General features: G+C 69.4%; 23 protein-coding genes and 2 tRNA genes. 8 read left to right on the top strand and 17 right to left on the bottom strand.

Going from position 1 to position 18,857, the window contains the following annotated elements; genetic code table 11:
• Window position 1 precedes the first annotated feature (1 nt).
• A complete protein-coding gene (locus tag STVA_RS10390) occupies window positions 2–466 on the bottom strand; it encodes an Rrf2 family transcriptional regulator (RefSeq protein ID WP_123687893.1) in 465 nt (154 codons plus the stop codon).
• Complete coding sequence (gene cysE / locus STVA_RS10385) at window positions 463–1,137, bottom strand: serine O-acetyltransferase (protein WP_245978136.1); 675 nt, start codon at window positions 1,135–1,137, stop codon at window positions 463–465. Before cysE ends, STVA_RS10390 begins: the two co-directional genes overlap by 4 nt.
• A gap of 190 nt (window positions 1,138–1,327) precedes the next feature.
• Between cysE and STVA_RS10380 the strand changes: the two genes are divergently transcribed.
• The 3 genes from STVA_RS10380 (at window position 1,328) to STVA_RS10370 (ending at window position 2,907) form a co-directional block, all read left to right on the top strand.
• On the top strand, window positions 1,328–1,999 hold the full coding sequence (locus STVA_RS10380) for an alpha/beta hydrolase (RefSeq protein WP_123687891.1): 672 nt from the start codon (window positions 1,328–1,330) through the stop codon (window positions 1,997–1,999).
• Window positions 2,000–2,079: 80 nt separating this feature from the next.
• Window positions 2,080–2,511, top strand: coding sequence for a hypothetical protein (locus STVA_RS10375; protein WP_142235730.1), 432 nt, complete (start codon window positions 2,080–2,082; stop codon window positions 2,509–2,511).
• 12 nt (window positions 2,512–2,523) lie between these two features.
• Window positions 2,524–2,907: a response regulator gene (locus tag STVA_RS10370; protein WP_123687889.1), complete on the top strand. Its 384-nt coding sequence runs from the start codon at window positions 2,524–2,526 to the stop codon at window positions 2,905–2,907.
• 42 nt (window positions 2,908–2,949) lie between these two features.
• Here the strand turns inward: STVA_RS10370 and STVA_RS10365 are convergent.
• From STVA_RS10365 to STVA_RS10330, 8 genes are all read right to left on the bottom strand, one after another.
• Window positions 2,950–3,026, bottom strand: a tRNA-Pro gene (locus tag STVA_RS10365).
• Between the two features lie 105 nt (window positions 3,027–3,131).
• Window positions 3,132–3,647: a MerR family transcriptional regulator gene (locus tag STVA_RS10360; RefSeq protein ID WP_123687888.1), complete on the bottom strand. Its 516-nt coding sequence runs from the start codon at window positions 3,645–3,647 to the stop codon at window positions 3,132–3,134.
• Window positions 3,648–3,656: 9 nt separating this feature from the next.
• Window positions 3,657–3,983, bottom strand: a complete 327-nt coding sequence (locus STVA_RS10355) for an integration host factor subunit alpha (RefSeq protein ID WP_123687887.1) — start codon at window positions 3,981–3,983, stop codon at window positions 3,657–3,659.
• A 116-nt stretch (window positions 3,984–4,099) separates the two neighbouring features.
• Window positions 4,100–5,080: a beta-ketoacyl-ACP synthase III gene (locus STVA_RS10350; RefSeq protein WP_123687886.1), complete on the bottom strand. Its 981-nt coding sequence runs from the start codon at window positions 5,078–5,080 to the stop codon at window positions 4,100–4,102.
• Window positions 5,077–6,132 (bottom strand): phosphate acyltransferase PlsX, encoded by a 1,056-nt coding sequence (plsX, locus tag STVA_RS10345; RefSeq protein WP_123687885.1) that lies wholly within the window; start codon window positions 6,130–6,132, stop codon window positions 5,077–5,079. The genes STVA_RS10350 and plsX overlap by 4 nt, the downstream gene beginning before the upstream one ends.
• A gap of 33 nt (window positions 6,133–6,165) precedes the next feature.
• Window positions 6,166–6,348 (bottom strand): 50S ribosomal protein L32, encoded by a 183-nt coding sequence (gene rpmF / locus STVA_RS10340; protein WP_123687884.1) that lies wholly within the window; start codon window positions 6,346–6,348, stop codon window positions 6,166–6,168.
• Window positions 6,349–6,426: 78 nt separating this feature from the next.
• Window positions 6,427–6,981, bottom strand: coding sequence for a DUF177 domain-containing protein (locus STVA_RS10335; RefSeq protein WP_123687883.1), 555 nt, complete (start codon window positions 6,979–6,981; stop codon window positions 6,427–6,429).
• Window positions 6,978–7,541, bottom strand: coding sequence for a ubiquinol-cytochrome C chaperone family protein (locus STVA_RS10330; RefSeq protein ID WP_123687882.1), 564 nt, complete (start codon window positions 7,539–7,541; stop codon window positions 6,978–6,980). Before STVA_RS10330 ends, STVA_RS10335 begins: the two co-directional genes overlap by 4 nt.
• A 239-nt stretch (window positions 7,542–7,780) precedes the next feature.
• Here STVA_RS10330 and STVA_RS10325 point away from each other — a divergent pair, with 239 nt between their 5' ends.
• Window positions 7,781–8,251, top strand: coding sequence for an outer membrane protein assembly factor BamE (locus STVA_RS10325; protein ID WP_170216276.1), 471 nt, complete (start codon window positions 7,781–7,783; stop codon window positions 8,249–8,251).
• 17 nt (window positions 8,252–8,268) lie between these two features.
• Here STVA_RS10325 and STVA_RS10320 read toward each other — a convergent pair whose 3' ends face one another.
• The 4 genes from STVA_RS10320 to STVA_RS10305 form a co-directional block, all read right to left on the bottom strand.
• On the bottom strand, window positions 8,269–9,267 hold the full coding sequence (locus STVA_RS10320) for an Ldh family oxidoreductase (RefSeq protein ID WP_123687880.1): 999 nt from the start codon (window positions 9,265–9,267) through the stop codon (window positions 8,269–8,271).
• A gap of 13 nt (window positions 9,268–9,280) precedes the next feature.
• Complete coding sequence (locus STVA_RS10315) at window positions 9,281–10,003, bottom strand: sulfite exporter TauE/SafE family protein (protein WP_123687879.1); 723 nt, start codon at window positions 10,001–10,003, stop codon at window positions 9,281–9,283.
• Window positions 10,000–11,106, bottom strand: a complete 1,107-nt coding sequence (locus STVA_RS10310) for an NAD(P)/FAD-dependent oxidoreductase (RefSeq protein WP_245978135.1) — start codon at window positions 11,104–11,106, stop codon at window positions 10,000–10,002. Before STVA_RS10310 ends, STVA_RS10315 begins: the two co-directional genes overlap by 4 nt.
• 63 nt (window positions 11,107–11,169) lie before the next feature.
• Window positions 11,170–11,679, bottom strand: a complete 510-nt coding sequence (locus STVA_RS10305) for a peptide deformylase (protein WP_123687877.1) — start codon at window positions 11,677–11,679, stop codon at window positions 11,170–11,172.
• A gap of 45 nt (window positions 11,680–11,724) precedes the next feature.
• Between STVA_RS10305 and STVA_RS10300 the strand changes: the two genes are divergently transcribed.
• Genes STVA_RS10300 through STVA_RS10290 form a run of 3 tightly spaced genes read left to right on the top strand, consistent with a single transcriptional unit; the run spans window position 11,725 to window position 14,192 of the window.
• Window positions 11,725–12,663, top strand: a complete 939-nt coding sequence (locus tag STVA_RS10300) for a DMT family transporter (RefSeq protein ID WP_123688763.1) — start codon at window positions 11,725–11,727, stop codon at window positions 12,661–12,663.
• An 18-nt stretch (window positions 12,664–12,681) separates the two neighbouring features.
• Window positions 12,682–13,401 carry a DUF1194 domain-containing protein gene (locus STVA_RS10295; protein WP_245978133.1) on the top strand — a complete coding sequence of 240 codons (720 nt, stop codon included), beginning with the start codon at window positions 12,682–12,684 and terminating at the stop codon, window positions 13,399–13,401.
• Between the two features lie 5 nt (window positions 13,402–13,406).
• Window positions 13,407–14,192 (top strand): DUF1194 domain-containing protein, encoded by a 786-nt coding sequence (locus STVA_RS10290; RefSeq protein ID WP_123687875.1) that lies wholly within the window; start codon window positions 13,407–13,409, stop codon window positions 14,190–14,192.
• A gap of 7 nt (window positions 14,193–14,199) precedes the next feature.
• Here the strand turns inward: STVA_RS10290 and metC are convergent, their stop codons facing one another.
• From metC to STVA_RS10275, 3 genes are all read right to left on the bottom strand, one after another.
• A complete protein-coding gene (gene metC / locus STVA_RS10285; RefSeq protein WP_245978132.1) occupies window positions 14,200–15,408 on the bottom strand; it encodes a cystathionine beta-lyase in 1,209 nt (402 codons plus the stop codon).
• Window positions 15,409–15,488: 80 nt separating this feature from the next.
• Window positions 15,489–17,654: a rhodanese-like domain-containing protein gene (locus STVA_RS10280; protein WP_123687874.1), complete on the bottom strand. Its 2,166-nt coding sequence runs from the start codon at window positions 17,652–17,654 to the stop codon at window positions 15,489–15,491.
• Between the two features lie 64 nt (window positions 17,655–17,718).
• On the bottom strand, window positions 17,719–18,549 hold the full coding sequence (locus tag STVA_RS10275; protein ID WP_123687873.1) for a Stf0 family sulfotransferase: 831 nt from the start codon (window positions 18,547–18,549) through the stop codon (window positions 17,719–17,721).
• An 80-nt stretch (window positions 18,550–18,629) separates the two neighbouring features.
• On the opposite strand from STVA_RS10275, the gene STVA_RS10270 reads away from it, so the two are divergent.
• Window positions 18,630–18,706 (top strand) — tRNA-Arg (locus STVA_RS10270).
• Window positions 18,707–18,857 lie beyond the last annotated feature (151 nt).

The raw sequence follows: 18,857 nt of genomic DNA, 5'->3' as shown, positions 1-18,857 counted from the left end.
CCTACTCCGCCGCCGCGGCGATGGCGCGATGGTGGACGACGCCGCTGGTGCCGAGGATGCGGCGCTCGCACACGTCGGCCAGGCTGACCGCGCTCAGATAGAGATGGATCTGGTTGCCTAGTTCTTCCCACAGGTCATGGGTCAGGCAGCGGCTCTTGTCGGAATGGCAACCGCGCGACACGCCGGGCGAACATCGCGTCGCCCGGATCGGCTCGTCGACCGCCAGGATGATGTCGGAAATCCGCGTCTCGCCGCTGGTTCGCGCCAGGAGATAGCCGCCGCCAGGCCCGCGCACGCTGCGCACCAGCCCGCCGCGGCGCAGCTTGGCGAAAAGCTGCTCCAAGTAGGAGAGCGAGATCTCCTGCCGGTCAGCGATGTCGGCGAGTGCGACCGGCCGGCCGCAGCCATGGCTGGCCAGGTCGACCATCGCCATCACCGCATAGCGGCCCTTGGTACTGAGCTTCACGGCTCCACCCTTTCCATGCGCAACGCCGCCTCGGAGGCGCGGCGATGGTCGTCGCTGGCGCATTCCAGCTCGGCCACCCGCGAGCGCAGCCGCGACACCTCGTCCCGCAGGTCGGTCAGCGCGCGGGCCACGGGGTCGGCCACCTCGCCCGGCACGTTGGCATAGGAGGCAAAGGTATCCGGCACGGCCGGGTTCTTGCTCTTCACCGCCTTGGCCGGGATGCCGACGACCGAGGTGCATTCCGGCACGTCGTTCAGGACCACGGCGTTCGAGCCGATGCGCGCGCCATCGCCGATCATCAGCGGACCCAGCACCTTGGCCCCGGCGCCGACGATGACGCGGTTGCCCAGCGTCGGATGGCGCTTACCCTTGTCGAGCGAGGTGCCGCCCAGCGTCACCCCCTGGTAGAGCGTGACGTCGTCGCCGACCTCGGCCGTCTCGCCGATCACCACGCCCATGCCATGGTCGATGAACAGGCGCTTTCCCAGCGTGGCACCGGGATGGATCTCGATCCCCGTCGCCACGCGCCCGACATGGGACACGAAACGGGCCGAAGTCCACCAGCGGCGGCGCCACAGCGCATTCGCCCAGCGGTGGAAGATGCGCGCGTGGATCCCCGGGTAGCACAGCAGGACCTCCAGCCGCGACCGGGCTGCGGGGTCGTGGGCCATCACGGCGGCGATATCATCGCGAAGGTTGGTAAAGACCATCGATCCCACTATGTTAGCTGCGGCTTTCGGGCCCGGGCAGGGCGGGAGAGCCGGTGCGCGAGATATAGGTATCCCTACTAATCCAGTCAAGTTTAGCGCGTTGGCGTCCCACCCCAGCCGGGCGCCAGCGCATCGTCACCCGAGGAGAGCGATGCCGGAAGTCATCATCAACGGCCCGGAAGGGCGCCTGGAAGGGCGCTATTCCCATGCCCGGACCCCGAATGCACCGGTCGCCCTGCTGCTGCATCCGCACCCGCAGCATGGCGGGACGATGAACAACAAAATAGTCTACAACCTGTATCAGGCATTCGTTCGCCGGGGCTTTTCGTCGCTGCGTTTCAACTTCCGCGGGGTCGGCCGCTCGCAGGGCACCTACGATCGCGGCGAAGGCGAATTGTCGGACGCGGCCGCCGCCCTGGACTGGCTGCAGACCTACAATCCGAACGCGCCGAGCTGCTGGGTGATCGGCTTTTCCTTCGGCGCGTGGATCGGCATGCAGTTGCTGATGCGCCGGCCGGAAATCGCGGGCTTCGTCTCCGTCTCGCCGCCGGCCAACATGTTCGATTTTTCGTTCCTGGCGCCCTGCCCCTCTTCCGGCCTGATCGTCCATGGCGATTTGGACACGCTGGTGCCCGAGGAAGCCGTGCTGAAGCTGGCCAACAAGCTGAACAGCCAGCGTGACATCACGGTCACCCTGAAGTCGATCAAGGGTGCGGACCATTTCTACAAGGACAAGGTCGACCAGCTGGTCGAACTGGTCGACCGCTATGTCGACGAGCAGATCGCATCGGCCCCCGCCCGCGCGGCCGCCGGCACGCGCTGAATCCTGCGTCGGCCCGCCGCAAGCGGGCCGTCGACGGCACGACCGGGCCGCATGGCGCCCCGGGTCATATGGAGGGGACTATGCGAATCCGATCGGTTGCTACCGCGGCTGCGGTGGTCCTCGCCTGCGCGAGTGCGACGGCGGCCCATGCCGTCGACATCAAGATCAATGTCTCGTTCCTGAACCAGACTTCGGGACCGGCTATTGCCTATGTCCAGCATGGCTCTGACCAGCAGCACGTCAACACGACGCTGATGCCCAACCAGCCGGCCTTCCACACCATCAACCGCTACACCGCGGTCGACGGCCCCGAGGGCAGGTACGGCATTGGCCTTCAGCTCTACAGCGTGGCCACATGCTACATGGAAATCGTGGCAAAGCGCACGCAGGGCCCGGTACAGGGCGACGTCACCTGCACGATCGAGCGCGAGTATTCGGAGTCGACCGCCTGCAGCTTTGCCGCCATGGCCATCTCTGCCTCCGAGTGTGCGGCCACGATCGTCGCCAAATAGAAGCCAGCGCCGGTGCCTTATCCTGCGTCCTGGGCCGCCATCCGGCCGCTGGTCGTCGAGGACGAGGCACCGGTCGCGCTCATGCTGCAGGGAATATTGAGGGACATCGGGTTCGGCGAACCCGTCACCGTTCATTCGATCGCCGAGGCGGCCGGCCACCTCGCCCGCCATCCGGTCGACTTCGCCATCGTCGACCTGCATCTCGGCGGACGCATGGCGCTGCCGCTGGCAGCCGATTTCCTCCGACGGGGCGTGCGATTCATGTTCTGCACCGGCGCCCGGAAGGATGCGATCCCCGACGAGTTCCTGGCGGTGCCGGTCCTGCGGAAGCCGTTCACGCCGGAAGACCTGATCGCGGCCATACACGCGACGCTCGGCCCAACGGACCGCTCTTGAGCGGCCCACACCAAGCGGCGAATTGGATGTGATTGGAATAGTTGGTCGGAGCGGCCGGATTTGAACCGACGACCCCCAGTCCCCCAGACTGATGCGCTACCAGGCTGCGCTACGCTCCGACCGGCGGGCGGCGCGACGGCCGCCCGAAGGGAGCCGGACTATACTGATCCACCCCGGCCGTTGCAAACCCGATCCGGCGTTCGCGACGAGGAATCTGCCGAGGTTCAGCCCTGCCCGGGATTCACCTTCTTCAGCGCCCGCGGATCGACCGTCTTCAGGATGGCGCGGAGCACGACCAGTTCGTTCAGTGCGTCCTCGAGGGCCGAGCGAAGCGCGGTGATCTCGGCGTTCGCCTCTTCCAGCACGTCGTCCTCGCCGGCCTCGGCGGAGTCCGGCGCGGCCTCCGGCTCGGCCGCCACGGGCGTCGACGATGCTGGCGCGGCCGTCGGCTTGGCCGACTGCTTGCCGTCGCGCAGCAGGCGCTGCACGCCCTTGATCGTATAGCCCTCGTCATACAGCAGGCGGCGGATGCGCTGGAGCAGCAGCACGTCTTCGGGGCGATAGTACCGCCGGCCGCCGCCGCGCTTCAGCGGGCGGATCTGCGTGAACTTGGTCTCCCAGAAGCGCAGGACATGCTGGGGGATGTCCAGTTCCTCGGCCACTTCGCTGATGGTGCGGAAGGCCGCCGCGGACTTCGCCCGCCGCGCGGATACCGCCTCATCGCCGGAAGACAAGGTCATCGACTACCCTCAATCATCTTCGCGACTGGAATCAATGGGTTCGACGATTCCATTAATGCGGTTCTTCAAGACGTGCGACGCGCGGAACACCAACACCCGACGCGGCAGGATCGGCACTTCGTCGCCGGTCTTCGGGTTGCGCCCGACGCGGCGCCCCTTCTGCCGCACGGCGAAGCTGCCGAACGAGGATATCTTCACCATTTCGCCGCGAGTAAGCGCCGTCACGACCTCGTCGAGCACGCGCTCCACCAGGGCCGCCGATTCGTTGCGTGACAGGCCGACCTCTTGGTAGACGGCCTCGCTCAAATGCGCTCGCGTGATAGTCCGCCCGGCCATCCGCCCCCCGGCTACGCTGTGCGGTTCAACCGTCACCTAAGCAGACAAGGGCCAAGCCCGTCAATCCGCCATCATCATGATTTGCAACGATTTGTCGCCGGGACCAGGGTCCGGGCTCACCAGCGGATCAGGCTGGAGCCCCAGGTGAAACCGCCGCCCATGGCCTCGATCAGCACGAGCTGGCCCGGCTGGATGCGCCCGTCCGCCGCCGCTTCCGCCAGCGCCAGGGGAATCGATGCCGCCGAGGTATTGGCATGGCGATCGACCGTCACCACGACCTTTTCCGGCTGCAGGCCCATCTTGCGACCCATGGCGTCGATGATGCGCCGATTGGCCTGGTGCGGCACCAGCCAGTCGATGTCGGCCGCCGTCACCCCGGTTGCCTTCAGCGCCTCGTCCACCACCTCCGCCAAGCGGTTGACCGCGTGGCGGAAGACCTCCTGCCCCTTCATGTGGACATGGCCGACGGTGCCGGTGGTCGATGGTCCGCCATCGACATAGAGCGCGTCGCGGTGGCGGCCGTCGGAATGCAGGTGAGTCGTCAGCACGCCGCGGTCGGCAGCCGTGCCCGTGCCCGGCTCGGCCCGCAGCACGATGGCGCCGGCACCGTCGCCGAACAGCACGCAGGTCGTCCGGTCCTCCCAGTCGAGCAGGCGGGTGAAGGTCTCGGCGCCGATCACCAGCGCCGTCCGGGCCTGGCCCAGCCGCAGGCAGTTGTCGGCCATGGCCAGGGCATAGACGAAGCCCGAGCAGACCGCCTGCACGTCGAAGGCAAAGCCGCCATGGATGCCGAGTGCCGCCTGTACCTGGGTCGCCGAGGCGGGAAATGTGTCGTCGGGGGTGGTGGTGCCGAGCACGACCATGTCGATCGCTTCGGGGCCGATGCCGGCGCGGTCCATCGCGGCCCGTGCCGCCGCGGTCGCCAGGGTCACGGTCGTCTCGTCCGGCTGGGCGATATGGCGGCTGCCGATGCCGGTGCGCTGGCGAATCCATTCGTCGGACGTGTCGACCCCGCGCGCCACCAGCGCCTCGTTGGTCACGCGTTCGCGCGGGAGGGCGGCGCCGAAGCCCGCCACGACGGAGCGCAGGACGGTCACGGTGCGACCGCGGCCGTCGGCGGCAGCAAGCCCAGGTCGGGATACAAATGCTGGAACTCCTCGCGGACGGTGTCGAGGAAACCGTGCAGGGCCATGTCGACGGCGACACCGATGGCATTGGCGAAGCCCAGCGCGTCGGCGCCGCCATGGCTCTTCACCGCGATGCCGTTGAGGCCGAGGAAGACCGCGCCATTGTAGCGCCGCGGATCGAGCCGGCGGCGCAGCTTCTGCATGGCCGGGCGGGCCAGGAGGTATCCGATGGAGGCCAGGGGCGAGCTCTTGAAGGCGCTGCGGAGCGACTGGGAGAAGAGCTTGACGGTGCCTTCGGCGGTCTTCAGCGCGACGTTGCCGGTGAAGCCGTCGGTGACGATGACGTCGACCGTGCCGGTCGCGATGTCGTTGCCCTCGATGAAGCCGTGGAAGGCGATCGGCAGGGTCGCGTCGCGCAGGCGCTGGCTGACGATGCGCAGCGACTCGTGGCCCTTCTGGTCCTCGGCCCCGACGTTCAGCAGGCCGACGGTCGGCCGGGCCAGACCCAGGACGGTGCGCGCGAAGACCTCGCCCATCACCGCGAACTGGAACAGGTTGTCGGCGTCGCAATCGATGTTCGCGCCGAGGTCGAGCATCACGCTCTCCCCGCGCAGCGTCGGGAAGAACGAGCAGATCGCCGGCCGGTCGATGCCGGGCAGCGTGCGCAGCACCAGCTTGGCCATCGCCATCAGGGCGCCGGTATTGCCGGCGGACACGACGCCTGCGGCATGCCCTTCCTGCACGGCATTGATCGCCAGCCGCATGCTCGACTGGCGCCCGTTGCGCATGGCCAGCGATGGCTTCGCGTCGGCGGCAATGGCGACGTCGGTATGGAAAATCCGGCAGCGTGCCTTCAGCTTCGGGGTCCGCTCGAGCAGCGCCTGCAGCGCCGGCTCGGGCCCGAAGAGCAGGAAATCGACCTGCGGGAACCGGGTAAGGGCCAGGTTGGCACCGTCGATGACGATGCCTGGCGCATCATCCCCGCCCATCGCGTCGAGCGCGATGGTCAAACGGTCGCTCAACGCCAGCCCCGCCCCTCGGCGCCGCGATCCGGATCAGGCGCCAGCCGCCGCCACGACCTCACGGCCGTCATAATGGCCGCACGAGCCACAGACATGGTGCGGGCGCTTCAGCTCGCCGCAGTTGGCGCACTCGGCATGGGCCTGGGGCACCAGGGCATGGTGCGAGCGGCGCATGTTGCGGCGGGACTTGGAAGTCTTCTTTTTCGGAACGGCCATGGTTCAGCTTTCCTGGAGGCGTACGGTTAGGCGGCGCAAAAGGCCGGGCGTTGTATCCGATCCGCCATGCGCGTGCAATCAATCCTCGCGGCGACCGTGTATCCCACGGGCCCGGTCGGGAGCGGAATTCGAGTTTTCTTCGAGTTCGTCCGCTTCTTGCAACCGCAGAACCTCGGCGTCAAGGGATTCCAGGCTGACGCCCGGCGCGCGCGGGTACGGATCGAGCGCCACGGCCAGTTCCTGGGCCGCCGCCTCGCCGATGTCGATGTCGCTGCCTTCCAGCGGCTCGACGATCTCGTCCTCGAAGGCGATGTCCACTTCCTCGCCGTCCTTCTGCCGGGTGAAGAGCAGGACGAAGTCGGACTCGACGGTGGCCGGCACCGGCTCCAGCGTCACCGTGCAGGACTGGACGACGCTGCCCTCGATATGACCATCCAGGCGAATCGCGGTCCCGCCATTGATCGACTTCAGCCGGACGGTGGCGACCAGGCGGTCGATCTGGATCAGGTCGAAGCGCTTGGCCAGTGCCGCGCGCTCGGCCGGGTCGGCCTCGATCTTGCGCTCGAGTCCGCGGCGATCGACACGCTCGACGGAGACGAGGCGGGAGAATTCGGGCGGGGTCTGGGTCGTCATGCGGGCTGTCCGGATGCTGGGATGGAGGGAGGCTCTGGAAACCGCGCCTTGCCGGCCATCAGCCCCTGGGCGGGCTGGCTGGCCAGGTCGGCGACGACGGCGCGCACATAGGCGGCGACGGCCGCCACCGGCGGGGCCTCCGTCGCCGGCACGGTGCCATAGAGGTTGCGGCGGAGCGCGGCCTCCAGGCCGGCATCGTCACCGGCCAGGGCCTCGCGATAGACCGACATGCGTCCATAGAAGCTCTGGGCCATGTGCTGGATCCGCTTGCCGATGCCCATGTCGCCCACCCCCATCTCGCGCAGGCTGCGGTCCATGTCGGCGAAGAACCGGTCGAACAGGGCCTGCGACAGGTCGCTGGCCTCGGCGTCGGGCGCCAGCCGGTGCAGGACCAGGAAGGTATGGAGCGCGATCAACTCGAACCGGCCGTCGATCGAATCCGGCACGGCGGCCTGGATATAGAAGTCCGGCCGGCGGGCCTGCTCGACCACCGTCACATAGAGTGCCGCCGCGGCCGCCTCCGGACCTTCCTTTCGCGAAAACCACCGACCCAGTGCCATGCTCCCCCTCGCCTCTCGCCGCGATGACGCGACCCCCTTGCCCCCGCGACCTTGAACCAGGGGGCGGCCATGATTGACAGCCGGCATGGCCGGCGGCACCCTGCCCTTTGCCGGGCCTGCCGTACCTTGCACCGCAAGCCGGGCTTGAATACTGCGCAAAGCATGGTAAGGGGGCGCTGTCGGGTCAACCGGCCGCCATTGCCGCACCCGCCATGCCCGTTTTCCGGAGAGGCCGCAAGATGACCGTGCCCACGAAAATTCTCGCCGCAGCCGTCTGCGCCGGCCTGTTCGGTGCCGCCTGCTCGCCGATCGTGCAGCAGCATGGCAATCTGATCGCATCCGAGAAGCTGAACGAGATCCGCCCCGGTGCCACCACCAAGGACGAGGTGCAGCGCATCCTGGGCACGCCGTCGACGCTCTCCACCTTCAACGATCGCAGCTGGTACTATGTCAGCCGGCGGACCTCCCAGGTCGCCTTCTTCGCCCCTTCGACGGAATCGCAAGAGTCGGTCGCGATCGACTTCGACACGTCGGGCGTCGTCGCCGGCGTCCGGCAGTTCGACCTGCGCGACAGCAAGTCGGTGGAACTGGTAGCCCGCCAGACCCCGTCCGTCGGCAAGGAGCTGGGCTTCCTGGAACAGCTGATCGGCAATATCGGCAAGTTCAACGCCGCGCGGCGTACCGACTCCGGCAACCGCGGCGAAATCTGAGGGCGTCGCCGCCCGGGCTATCCTGCCCGGGCACGCAGGTCGGCCAGGAGGGCATCGGGCACGGACACGCCGCCGGCCGCGGCTTGCGTGCGGGCCGCCAGCCGCCGGTCCCCCGGCAGCCGCACCCCGTCCTGCCCCGTCGCCGCGTCGAGCAGGATGGCGACCCGATCGAGAAACCCGTCGCCGGCCAGGGCCGGCGGGTGGATGGCGATGAAGAGATGGCCGATGCGGGGCTTGCTGCCGTCCGCCGTGAAGAACGACCCGGCCTCGAAGCCATAGTTTCCGCCCGTCAGCCCGGCCGCCAGCAGTTCCACCATCAGGGCCAGCGCCGCGCCCTTGGCATCGCCCAGCGGCAGCATCGTGCCCGCCAGCGCCGCCTTGGCATCGGTGGTCGGCCGCCCCTGCCCGTCCACCGCCCAGCCTTCGGGGATCGCCTCGCCCTTCTGGGCCGCCACCATGATGCGGCCGCGCGCCACCTTCGACAGCGACAGGTCGACCACGAGCGGCCCCTGCCCGCGGCGGGGACAGGCGAACGCGATCGGGTTGGTGCCATAGATCGGCCGGTTTCCGCCCCAGGGCGCCAGGGCGGCCGGCGAATTGGTGAAGGCCAGCCCGACCAACCCCGCCGCCGCCAGCCGCTCGACATGGTGGCCGGCCACCCCGAAATGATGCGAGCGATGGACGCCGACCGCGACAATGCCGGTCTGCGGCGCCAGGGCGATCGCCCGGTCCAGCCCCAGCCGCACGGCCGGGAAGGCAAAGCCGTCCGCGGCATCCACGCGCAACGTGGCGGCGGCGGTCTGTTCCAGCCGCGGCCGGGCGTGGCCATCGACCTTGCCTGACCGCACCTGGTCGGCATAGGCCGGCAGCCGGGCCACCCCGTGCGAGGCGATCTGGTCGGCGTCGGCCGCCACCAACGCGTCGGCCACCACGGCCGCATTGCCAGGTTCGGTGCCGGCCGCGACCAGCACCGCCGTCGCCAGCTCGACCAGGGCATCCGTCGCCATCACGGCCATGTCGGAGATTCCTTCACCACAGCAGAGAGAATCCGGAGGCCAGCAGCAGCCACAGCACGATCCGGCGATAGGCCTGGTCGTCGATCCGGCTGTAGAGGCGGAAGCCCGCCCAAAGGCCCGCCACCACCAGCGGCGTGCCGATCAGGAACAGCTCGCCCGTCTGCCGGGTCAGGGTGCCGGCCACGGCCAACGAGACGATCGTCGTCACATGCATGACCAGCAGGTAGGGCTGGTAGGCCTGCCGCTGCTCGTACTTGCCCCAGGGGCGGAGCGCGCACCAGAGCGTGACGATCGGGCCGCTGAAGCCGGTCATGCCGCCCATCACTCCGCTGACGAAGCCGATGGCGGCATCGGCGGGCCGCCCGCCGCCGCGGATGCGCCCGACCTCGGGCCTGGCCAGCAGGTAGCCCGTATAGAGGATCATGAAGATGCCGACGGCGAACTGGAAGGAATGCGGGTCGAGCGAGCGCACGATCCACACCCCGAGCGGCACGCCCAGCAGCCCGCCGGCGATGAAGGGCAGCGACGGTGCCAGGTCCAGTTCGCGGCGCATGTTCCACAAGGCATAGCCCTGGGTCAGCACGCCGAAGCAGACGACGAGCCCGATCACTTCCAGCGGATCCAGCACGCGCAGCCACACGGGGGCCGCCACCAGCGCGAAGGCGAAGCCGACCAGGCCCGACACGAAGCCGGCCAGCCCCGCCCCGATCAGGAACAGGACGATGACCAGCGTCATCGCGGCGGCAGTAGGTCGCGCACCCGGTCGGCAATGGCCAGCGCAGCGGTGAGGCCCGGCGATTCGATGCCGAAGAGATTGACCAAGCCCGGCACGCCATGCACCTCCGGCCCGTCGATGCGATAGTCGGCCGCCGGCTGGTCGGGCCCGGAGATCTTGGGCCGGATGCCGCTGTAGGCGGGCGCCAGCGCGCCATCCGGCAGGTCCGGCCAATAGGTCCGGACGGCGGCATAGAAGCCCTCGCAGCGCCGCGGGTCGACGTCATAGTCGATCTCGTCGATCCATTCGACGTCCGGCCCGAAGCGCGCCTGCCGGCCGAGGTCGATGGTGACATGGACCCCCAGCCCGTGCTTGTCGGGAATGGGATAGATGAGGCGGCCGAAGGGCTGCCGGCCGAGCAGCGAGAAATAGTTGCCCTTGGCATAGAGCTGCGGCGGCACGCTCTGGCTCGGCACGCCGGCGATGGCGGCGGCCACGCTGGGCGCGTGCAGGCCGGCCGAGTTGACGACCGCCCGGCAGCGCACCGTCATCGGCTCCTCGCCACCGGCTTCCAGGATGATGGCGTCGCCGTCGACCCGGCCGCCCAGGACGGGCGTATGGAAGGCGATCATCGCGCCGGCCGCCTCGGCGTCGCCCTGGAGCGCCAGCATGAAGGAGTGGCTGTCGATCACGCCGGTCGAGGGCGAGAAGAGTGCTGCCGTGCAGCGCACCGCCGGCTCCATCCGGCTGACCTCGGCCGGGGTCATCATCACCAGGTCGGGCACGCCGTTGGCGACCGCCTTGGCCTGGAGGGCATGCAGGTAGGGCACCTGGCTGTCGTCGGTCGCCACGATCAGCTTGCCGCAGTCGGTGAAGGGCACGCCCCGCTCGCGGCAATAGGCATAGAGCCGGTGCTTGCCCTCGACGCAGAGCAGCGCCTTCAGGCTGCCGGTTGGATAATAGATGCCGGCATGGATGACCTCGCTGTTGCGCGAGCTGGTTTCAGTGCCGATCGCTTCGGCGCGGTCGAGGACGACAACCTCGCGCCCGGCCTCGGCCAGGGCGCGCGCGACGGCAAGGCCGACGACACCGGCGCCGATCACGACGCAGTCGAGGGATTCCATGATGTGAACGAAAGCTCGGGCGTGGTGGAAGGGTCGGACGGCACTCTAGCGGCGGTCGTGGCGCTAGACCAGATTTGCCGGGTCGCCCCGCTTCTCGAACCGCCGCACCAGCCGGTCGCGCTTCAGGCGCGACAGGCGCTGGAGCCAGAAGACGCCGTCGAGTTGGTCGATCTCGTGCTGCAGGCAGACCGCGGCCAGCCCGTGGGCTTCCTCCGACTGCATCTGCCCGTCCAGGTCCTGAAAGCGCACGCGCACCCGGGCGGGCCGCTCCACCTCGTCCGAAACACCGGGCATCGACACGCTACCCTCCATGTGGCGGGCGCGCTCGTCCGATGCCCATTCCACGACCGGGTTGACGTAGAAGCACGGGCCGCCAGCCGGTTCGAGCTCGATCGCGACAAGACGCAGCGCCACCCCGACATGGCCCGCGGTGATGCCGATGCCGGGCGCCGCGCGCATCGTCTCGACCAGGTCCTGGGCCAGCCGCCGCAGGGCATCGTCGAAGACCGCGACCGGCTGGCAGGGCAGGCGCAGGCGCGCGTCGGGATAGCGAAGGATCGGCAGGACCGTCATCGGCGCGACATCTCCGGCGGCTGGGTGCTAGGCTTGGCGCAGTTCATGGCAGATTCCCCCCAGAGTACCCCAACGCGGGCCGGCGCACGGCCGCCGTCGGTTGCCCGCGGCATCCTCTGCATGCTGGTGGCGACCGTGGCCTTCATGCTGATGCAGGCCGGCATCCGCCACATGACGGGCGAACTGCACCCGTTCGTCGTCGCCTTCTTCCGCACCTCGTTCGGGCTGGTGGTGCTGGCGCCCTGGGTCCTGCGCATGGGGTCGCGCGCCTGGAAATCGACCAAGCCCAGCGTCCACCTGTTTCGCGGCACGATCAACACCGTGTCGATGCTGTGCAACTTCGTGGCGCTGTCGATCACGCCCCTGGCACAGGTGACGGCGTTGTCCTTCACGGCACCCCTGTTCGCCACGCTGGGGGCCATTCTGTTCCTGGGCGAGCGCGTGCGGCTGCGGCGCTGGCTGGCGATCGGGGCGGGGTTCCTGGGTGCGCTCGTCATCCTGCGGCCCGGGCTGGTGGAGGTCGGCACCGGCCCCTTGCTGGCACTCACCTCGTCGGCGCTGTGGGCGATGGCGATGCTGATCATCAAGGTGCAGTCGCGCACCGATTCCAGCATCACCATCACCCTCTACATGGCGCTCGTGATGTCGCCGCTGGCGCTGCTGGCGGCCCTGCCCTTCTGGACTTGGCCAAGCGCCTGGCAGTTCCTCATCCTCTTCGGCATCTCGACCCTGGGCACAATAGGCCAGGTGGCGCTGGCCCAGTCCTTCCGGGAGGCCGACACGACGGTCGTGCTCCCGTTCGATTTCCTGAAGCTGATCTGGGCGACGGCCCTGGGTTTCACGCTCTTCGGCGAGGTGCCGGACCTGTGGACCTGGGTCGGCGGCACGGTCATCTTCACCTCCACCGTCTATATCGCGTGGCGCGAGGCCAAGGCCCGGCGCCACGCCAAGACGGCAGGCGACGGACGACCGGCAACGCGCTAGTCTTCGTCCATGGGTGCAATGCAGCGAGCGATTCTGGCTGCCGTCCTGACCGTAGCCGGCCTGCCGGCGGCGGCGCTGGAACCCGTCGACGTGGAACTGGTGCTGGCGGTCGACGTCTCGCGCTCGATCGACGAGGTCGAGGCGCAGCTGCAACGCCAGGGCTATGTCGAGGCCTTTCGCAACCAGCGTGTCATCCGCACCATCGGCAACGGCCCGCTCGGCCGCATCGGCGTCACCTACGTCGAATGGGCGGCGGTCGATTTCCAGCGCCACATCATCGGCTGGACCCTGATCAAGGATGCCGCCAGCGCACGCGCCTTCGCCGACCAGCTCGAGGCGTCGCCGCGGCAGTCCTGGGGCTGGACCTCGGTGTCGGGCGCCATCGACTTCGCGGTGCCGCTGTTCGGCCAGACCTTCGAGGGCACCCGCCAGGTGATCGACGTCTCGGGCGACGGGCGCAACAATTCCGGGCGGCCTGCGGCGGCCGCCCGCGACGACGCGGTTGCCAAGGGGATCACCGTCAACGGCCTGGCCATCATCAACGACCGCACCAATTTCGGCCGCCCGCCCGACCGGGAACTGGATGCCTGGTACCGCGAGAACGTGATCGGCGGGCCGGGCGCCTTTCTGGTCGTCGCCGAGGATTTCGAGGCGTTCGGCGAGGCCGTGCTGAACAAGCTGCTGAAGGAGATCGCCGACCGGCCGGGCGCGCCCCCACCCAGCCGCGACGGCGGCTGACGCGCATGCGGCGGGCGTCCCTCCTGCCCTTGCTGCTGGCGGTCCTGCTGGCGGGCCCGGCGCTGGCGGACGGGGTGCCGGTCGACCTGGAGCTGGTACTGGCGGTCGACGTATCCCATTCGATCGACGAGACGGACGGCAAGTTGCAGCGCGAAGGCTATGCCCAGGCCTTTCGCGACCAGCGCATCGTCGATGCCATCCGCTCGGGCCGCAACGGCAGCATCGCCGTCACCTATCTGGAATGGTCGGCGGCCGAGTACCAGCGCGTCGTCGTCGGCTGGTCGCTGATCGACGGCAAGGAGGCGGCCGACGGCTTTGCCGCCCGCCTGTCGGCCCAGCCGCGCGTGTCGCAGAGCTGGACCGCGATCGGGGCCGCCATCGATGCCGGCGTCATCCTGATCGGGGCCAACGCCTATGAGGGCACGCGCAAGGTGATCGACGTGTCGGGGGATGGCGTCAACAACCACGGCCGCGCGCCGGCCGCCGCCCGCGACGAGGCGATCGCCGATGGCGTGACGATCAACGGCCTGGCGATCATGCGGCCCAAGCCGGCCTGGACCTGGCCGCCCGAGCCGCCGCTCGACGAGTATTATCGCGAGAACGTGGTGGGCGGCACCAACAGCTTCCTGATCGTGGCGACGGAGGCCCAGGCCTTCCCGCGCGCCATCCTGCAGAAGCTGCTGCGCGAGATCGCCGACGCCGGCGGCCCGCCGGCCGAATACGTCTCGGTCGAACAGGCCTGGGGCGAAGCGGTGTCCCGCCCGCAACTGGCGGAGCGGGACACGCGCTGACCGGCGTCTACTCGGCCGCCACGGCCTGGTTGGTAAGGCGCATGCGGTCGAAGCCGTCCGACAGGTCGGCCATCAGGTCGGCCGGGTCCTCCAGCCCGATATGCAGGCGCATGACCGGGCCGGCGCCGGCCCAGCGGGTGGCCGTGCGCAGGTCCTCGGGATGGGACGGCAGGATCAGGCTCTCGAATCCGCCCCAGCTCGCCCCCATGGCGAAGAGCCGCATGCCGTCCAGCATCGCGTCCACGCCGGGCTTGGCCGCCGGATGCAGGATGATCGAGAAGAGGCCGCAGGCACCGAGGAAATCGCGCTTCCACAGCTCGTGCCCGGGGGCGCCCGGCAGGGCCGGGTACAGCACCTGGGCCACTTCCGGGCGGCCCTGCAGCCAGGTCGCGATCTTGGTCGCACTCTCCTGGTGCTGGCGCAGGCGGACGGCCATGGTGCGCAGGCCGCGCAGGCCGAAATAGATGTCGTCCGGCCCGGCGCAGTAGCCGAGCTCGGCCATCGACTGGCGCACCGGCAGGAAGCATTCCTCGTTGGTGACGATGGCGCCCAGCATCGCGTCGGAATGGCCGACGATGTACTTGGTCGCGGCATGGATCGAGACATCGACGCCATGCTTGAAGGACGGAAAGAAGTAGGGCGTGCCCCAGGTGTTGTCGTGCAGCACCTTCACGCCACGCGCATGGGCGGCGGCCGCGATCGCCGGGATGTCCTGGATCTCGAAGGTGAGCGAGCCCGGGCTTTCGCAGTAGACGACCTTGGTGTTGGGCCGGATCAGCTCTGCGATGCCGGCGCCGATCAGCGGATCATAGAAGGTCACCTCCACCCCGAACCGCTTCAGCACCCGGTCGCAAAAGATGCGGCACGGGCCATAGACCGTATCGGCCACCAGCACATGGTCGCCGGCCGACACGAAGGCCAGCATGGCGACCGAGATCGCGGCCAGGCCAGACGAGACCAGCATGGCGCGATGGCCGCCCTCGATCCCGGCCAGCGCCTCCTCCAGCGCGAAGGTGGTGGGGGTGCCGGAGCGGCCGTAGGTCACGCCCTCGAACTTCTTGGCCCGCGCGGCATCGCGCGCGGCCACCGTCGGGAAGGTGATGGTGGAGGCATGGTAGACGGGCGGGTTGACCGCCCCGTGATTGTCCCGCGGATGGCTGCCGAGATGGGTCAGCAGCGTATCCTTGCGCATCATGCCCTGGTGTTCCTTGTCCATGATCGGACCCTTCGTTCTGCGAGGTGGGGTGTTGCCGAACCGGTGGGGGTAAGGGGTCGCGGGTGCTGTGCTGGCGACGATCAGGCGGGGGCCAGGACGCGGAAGCGCGCGTCGCCGTCGCGCTCGAGCTGGCCGACCAGGTCGACCTCCCAGGTCAGGTACTGGTGCATGGCCTCCTCGATCCCGGTATCGCGGTCGTAGGGGCGATACCAGACGTCGTTGGGCTCGTCGGCCAGGTGCTCGAAGCCCTTGGTCAGCGGCAGACCCGCCGCCTGCCAGCCGCGGGTGCCGCCGGCCAGGACGGCCGCCCGCCGGCCCAGGATGCGGGCGGCCTCGGGCGCGGCCAGGCTCGCGAACTGCCCGTCCGCCGAGGTGATGACCAACAGCGGTGCCGCCGGCAGCTTCGGCAGGGACGTCGCGAACTGCGAGCGCACGGCGAACCAGGCGCCGGGCACGTGGCCGGCGCGATAGCGCAGGCTGGTGTCGATGTCGACGACGACCGCCTCGCCCGCCGCCAGCAGGCGCTCCAGTTCCGCCGGCTCGACCTGGCGCACGTCCGGCAAGCCGCCCAGGATCTCGACCGGGGCCGGACCCGGGACCAGGGTACGGCCGGCCAGGCCGTCGCCCAGCACGGCCGCGTCCCAGCCCATCTGGATCAGCCACGACGCCGTCATCGTCGCCCGCACGCCGTCATTGTCGACCAGCACGATGCGGGCGCCGCGGACGCCGGCATAGGTATCGGTCGCCTGCACGAGCTGGCCGCCCGGCGCGTGGCGGCAATCCGCCCAGTGCCCGGCCTCGAACTCCTCGGGCGTGCGCACGTCGAAGAGGAAGGTGGTGCGGCCGGCGTCGGCCCGCCACTCGGCCAGCTTCGCCTCGTCGATCACGGGCACGCCGGCCCGCCGGCCGACCTCGTCCGCCCGCGCCTTGGCCCAGGCGACGGCCTCCGCACTGGGGGCCGGGGCCATGCGGCCGGCGCCGCGATCGACCTGCAGGCCGGCCAGGTGCCAGCCCATGGTCCCGTTCTTCAGCGCGACGACCCGGTTGGGCAGGCCGGCATTGATCAGCGACTGCGCGCCGATGATGCTGCGGGTGCGCCCGGCGCAGTTCACCACCACCAGCGTGTCGGGGGACTTGACGATGTCCTGCACGCGATAGACTAGCTCGGCCCCTGGGCAGTCGATGCCGGTCGGGATGCTGATGTTCACGTATTCGGGCCACGGCCGGCTATCCAGCACGACCATGTCGGTGCCGGCATCCATCAGCCGCTTGACCTCGGATGCCTCCATGCGTGGCGTCTCGCAGGCATGCTCCACGATCTCGCCGAAGGCCTTGCTCGGCACGTTGACGCCCGAGAAGATCTCGTAGCCGGCGGCCGCCCACGACCCCTGCCCGCCCGCCAGGACCGACACGTCGCGATACCCGGCCACCTGCAGCTTGGCGGCGGCACGATGGGCCAGCGTCTCGTCGGCATCGACCAGGACGATGCGCGTCGTCCGGCGTGGCACGACGCCGGCGATCCGCGGCTCGAACCGGCTGAGCGGGACCGAGATGGCGAACAGCAGGTGGCCGTCGCTGAACGGCCCCTCCTCGCGCACGTCGACCAGGGCCAGTTCGCCGCCGTCGCTCAGCATCGCCTTCAGTTCGGCCGCCTCGACCAGCGGCGCCTTGACGATGGCGGGCGGCGGGAAGGTGGCGCTGGTGCCCGACACCGGCTCGAACACCTGGCGGTGCGGCAGGTGTTCCAGGCTCATCCCGTACATATGCAGGTGCAGCGAGGGAACCTTGCCCTCGACATGGATCGAATGGATGTCGGCCGGGCCGAACGACACGGCGTTGCCGCGGCGCACGGTGCGCGCTCCCGTCTCCTCCAGCGTCGCCCGGCCGGCCACGGCGCCGTCGTCGGTGCGCTTCCAGAAGGTGTTGCGCTCCTCGCCATAGACGCCGCTGATGGCGGCCCAGGCCGTGTGGTCGTGCGGCGGCTGGGCCTTGCCCGGCACGCCGGCCGAGGCGTAGAGCGCGAACCGGTGGTCGGCATCCTCCGACAGGCGATAGATGGTGCCGCGCCCGGCCGCGACCGGGAAGTGCGCCGGCGGGAACAGGGCCGTCTGCGATGCCAGGGCCGTCACCTCGGCGGCGATCGCCTGGAGGGCATCCGGCCCGGTCCCCTGGGTCGCCTCGATTGCGCGCACCCGCGCGACGGTCGCGGCAACCGCCGCGGCCCGCTCGCCTTGCACCGACATCATGTTCCTCCGGATGGTTCTTGGGTGGGGGTCTTGCCCCGACCTTAGCGCAATCCCGGCCGCCGCATCACCCCTCCGCCGGTGCCGGCGCAGCCGGCGCGGCCGGGGACCGCGGACGCACGCGCAGGTTATTCATGATCTCCGCCCGCACACGGGCATTGCGCTGGTCGGCCTGCCGGCCGAAGCGGGCGCCGTCCAGCCGGACCTCGTGCTCCGGCGTTTCGCCGACCAGCGTCAGGACCGCCGAGACGGCCGCCGCCGGCCGGTCGAGCATGGCCTCGTAGTCGATCAGCAGCGGCTCGATGCGGTTGGCCTGGAAGAAAAAGCCCCAATAGGCATTCTCGCCCTGGATCAGGGACATCGCCCGGGTCAGCGCGGCGTAGCTGATCGGCGGCTCGTCCTTCGGGGGTTCCGCGGCGGCGGCACCGTCGGCCGGCACGAACCAGCGATCGGTCTGCCAGGCCAGCGCCAGCGAGATCGACTGCGCCAGCAGGTCGCGCCGGCGCAGCCACACGAAGCGGCTTTCGGCCAGGAACCGGCGAAAGACCGGATGCGGCAACCGTTCGGCCGCCTGGTGAAAATGCAACTTGGCGCCAAAGACGCCGTTGGCCGACGTCCGCCGCTGCCGCACCGCCCGCAGGTAGTCATCGGTCGGCGGCGGATGGGGCAGACCGAGGCGCGCCGCCATGGCCTTCACCGTGTCCTTGGCATTGAAATACTCGGTCGGCACCCCCAGCCGCCCCGTCGCCAGCAGCAGGTCGCACAGCAGCGTCGACCCGCTGCGCGGCGTCGACGCGATGATGTAGCTGCGGGTCGGCCCAGCCACGGCCGGCAGGTCGAACGCCTCCCCGCCGAACGGGATTCCGGGCTTGGCAGGGGCATCGGATGCGGGATTCATCCAGCCGATCCTAGCCGACACCGGCCGCCTCGCGCCATCTTCCGGACACTACCCCGCTTTTGCTATGGTGCCGGCGGCCAGTCCCCGTAGCTCAGCAGGATAGAGCACAGGATTCCTAATCCTGGGGTCGTGAGTTCGAATCTCGCCGGGGACACCACTCCCATACAAAGCTGTGTACCAGTTCCTCGGGTGCCGGAAGAGCACCCGTCGAGGCTACCTTGGAGAGCGCGGCCTTGGGCCGCGGAGCCGGATCTCGTCGTTGTCGACCTCGTCGCAATCGACGGACAGATGGGCGTAGCCGCAGGACG

It is taken from the genome of Stella humosa, assembly GCF_006738645.1.
GTDB classification, from domain to species: Bacteria; Pseudomonadota; Alphaproteobacteria; order ATCC43930; family Allostellaceae; genus Allostella; species Allostella humosa.
The sequence above is the reverse complement of the archived record's forward strand: the minus strand, read 5'-3'. Positions and strand labels throughout refer to the sequence as shown.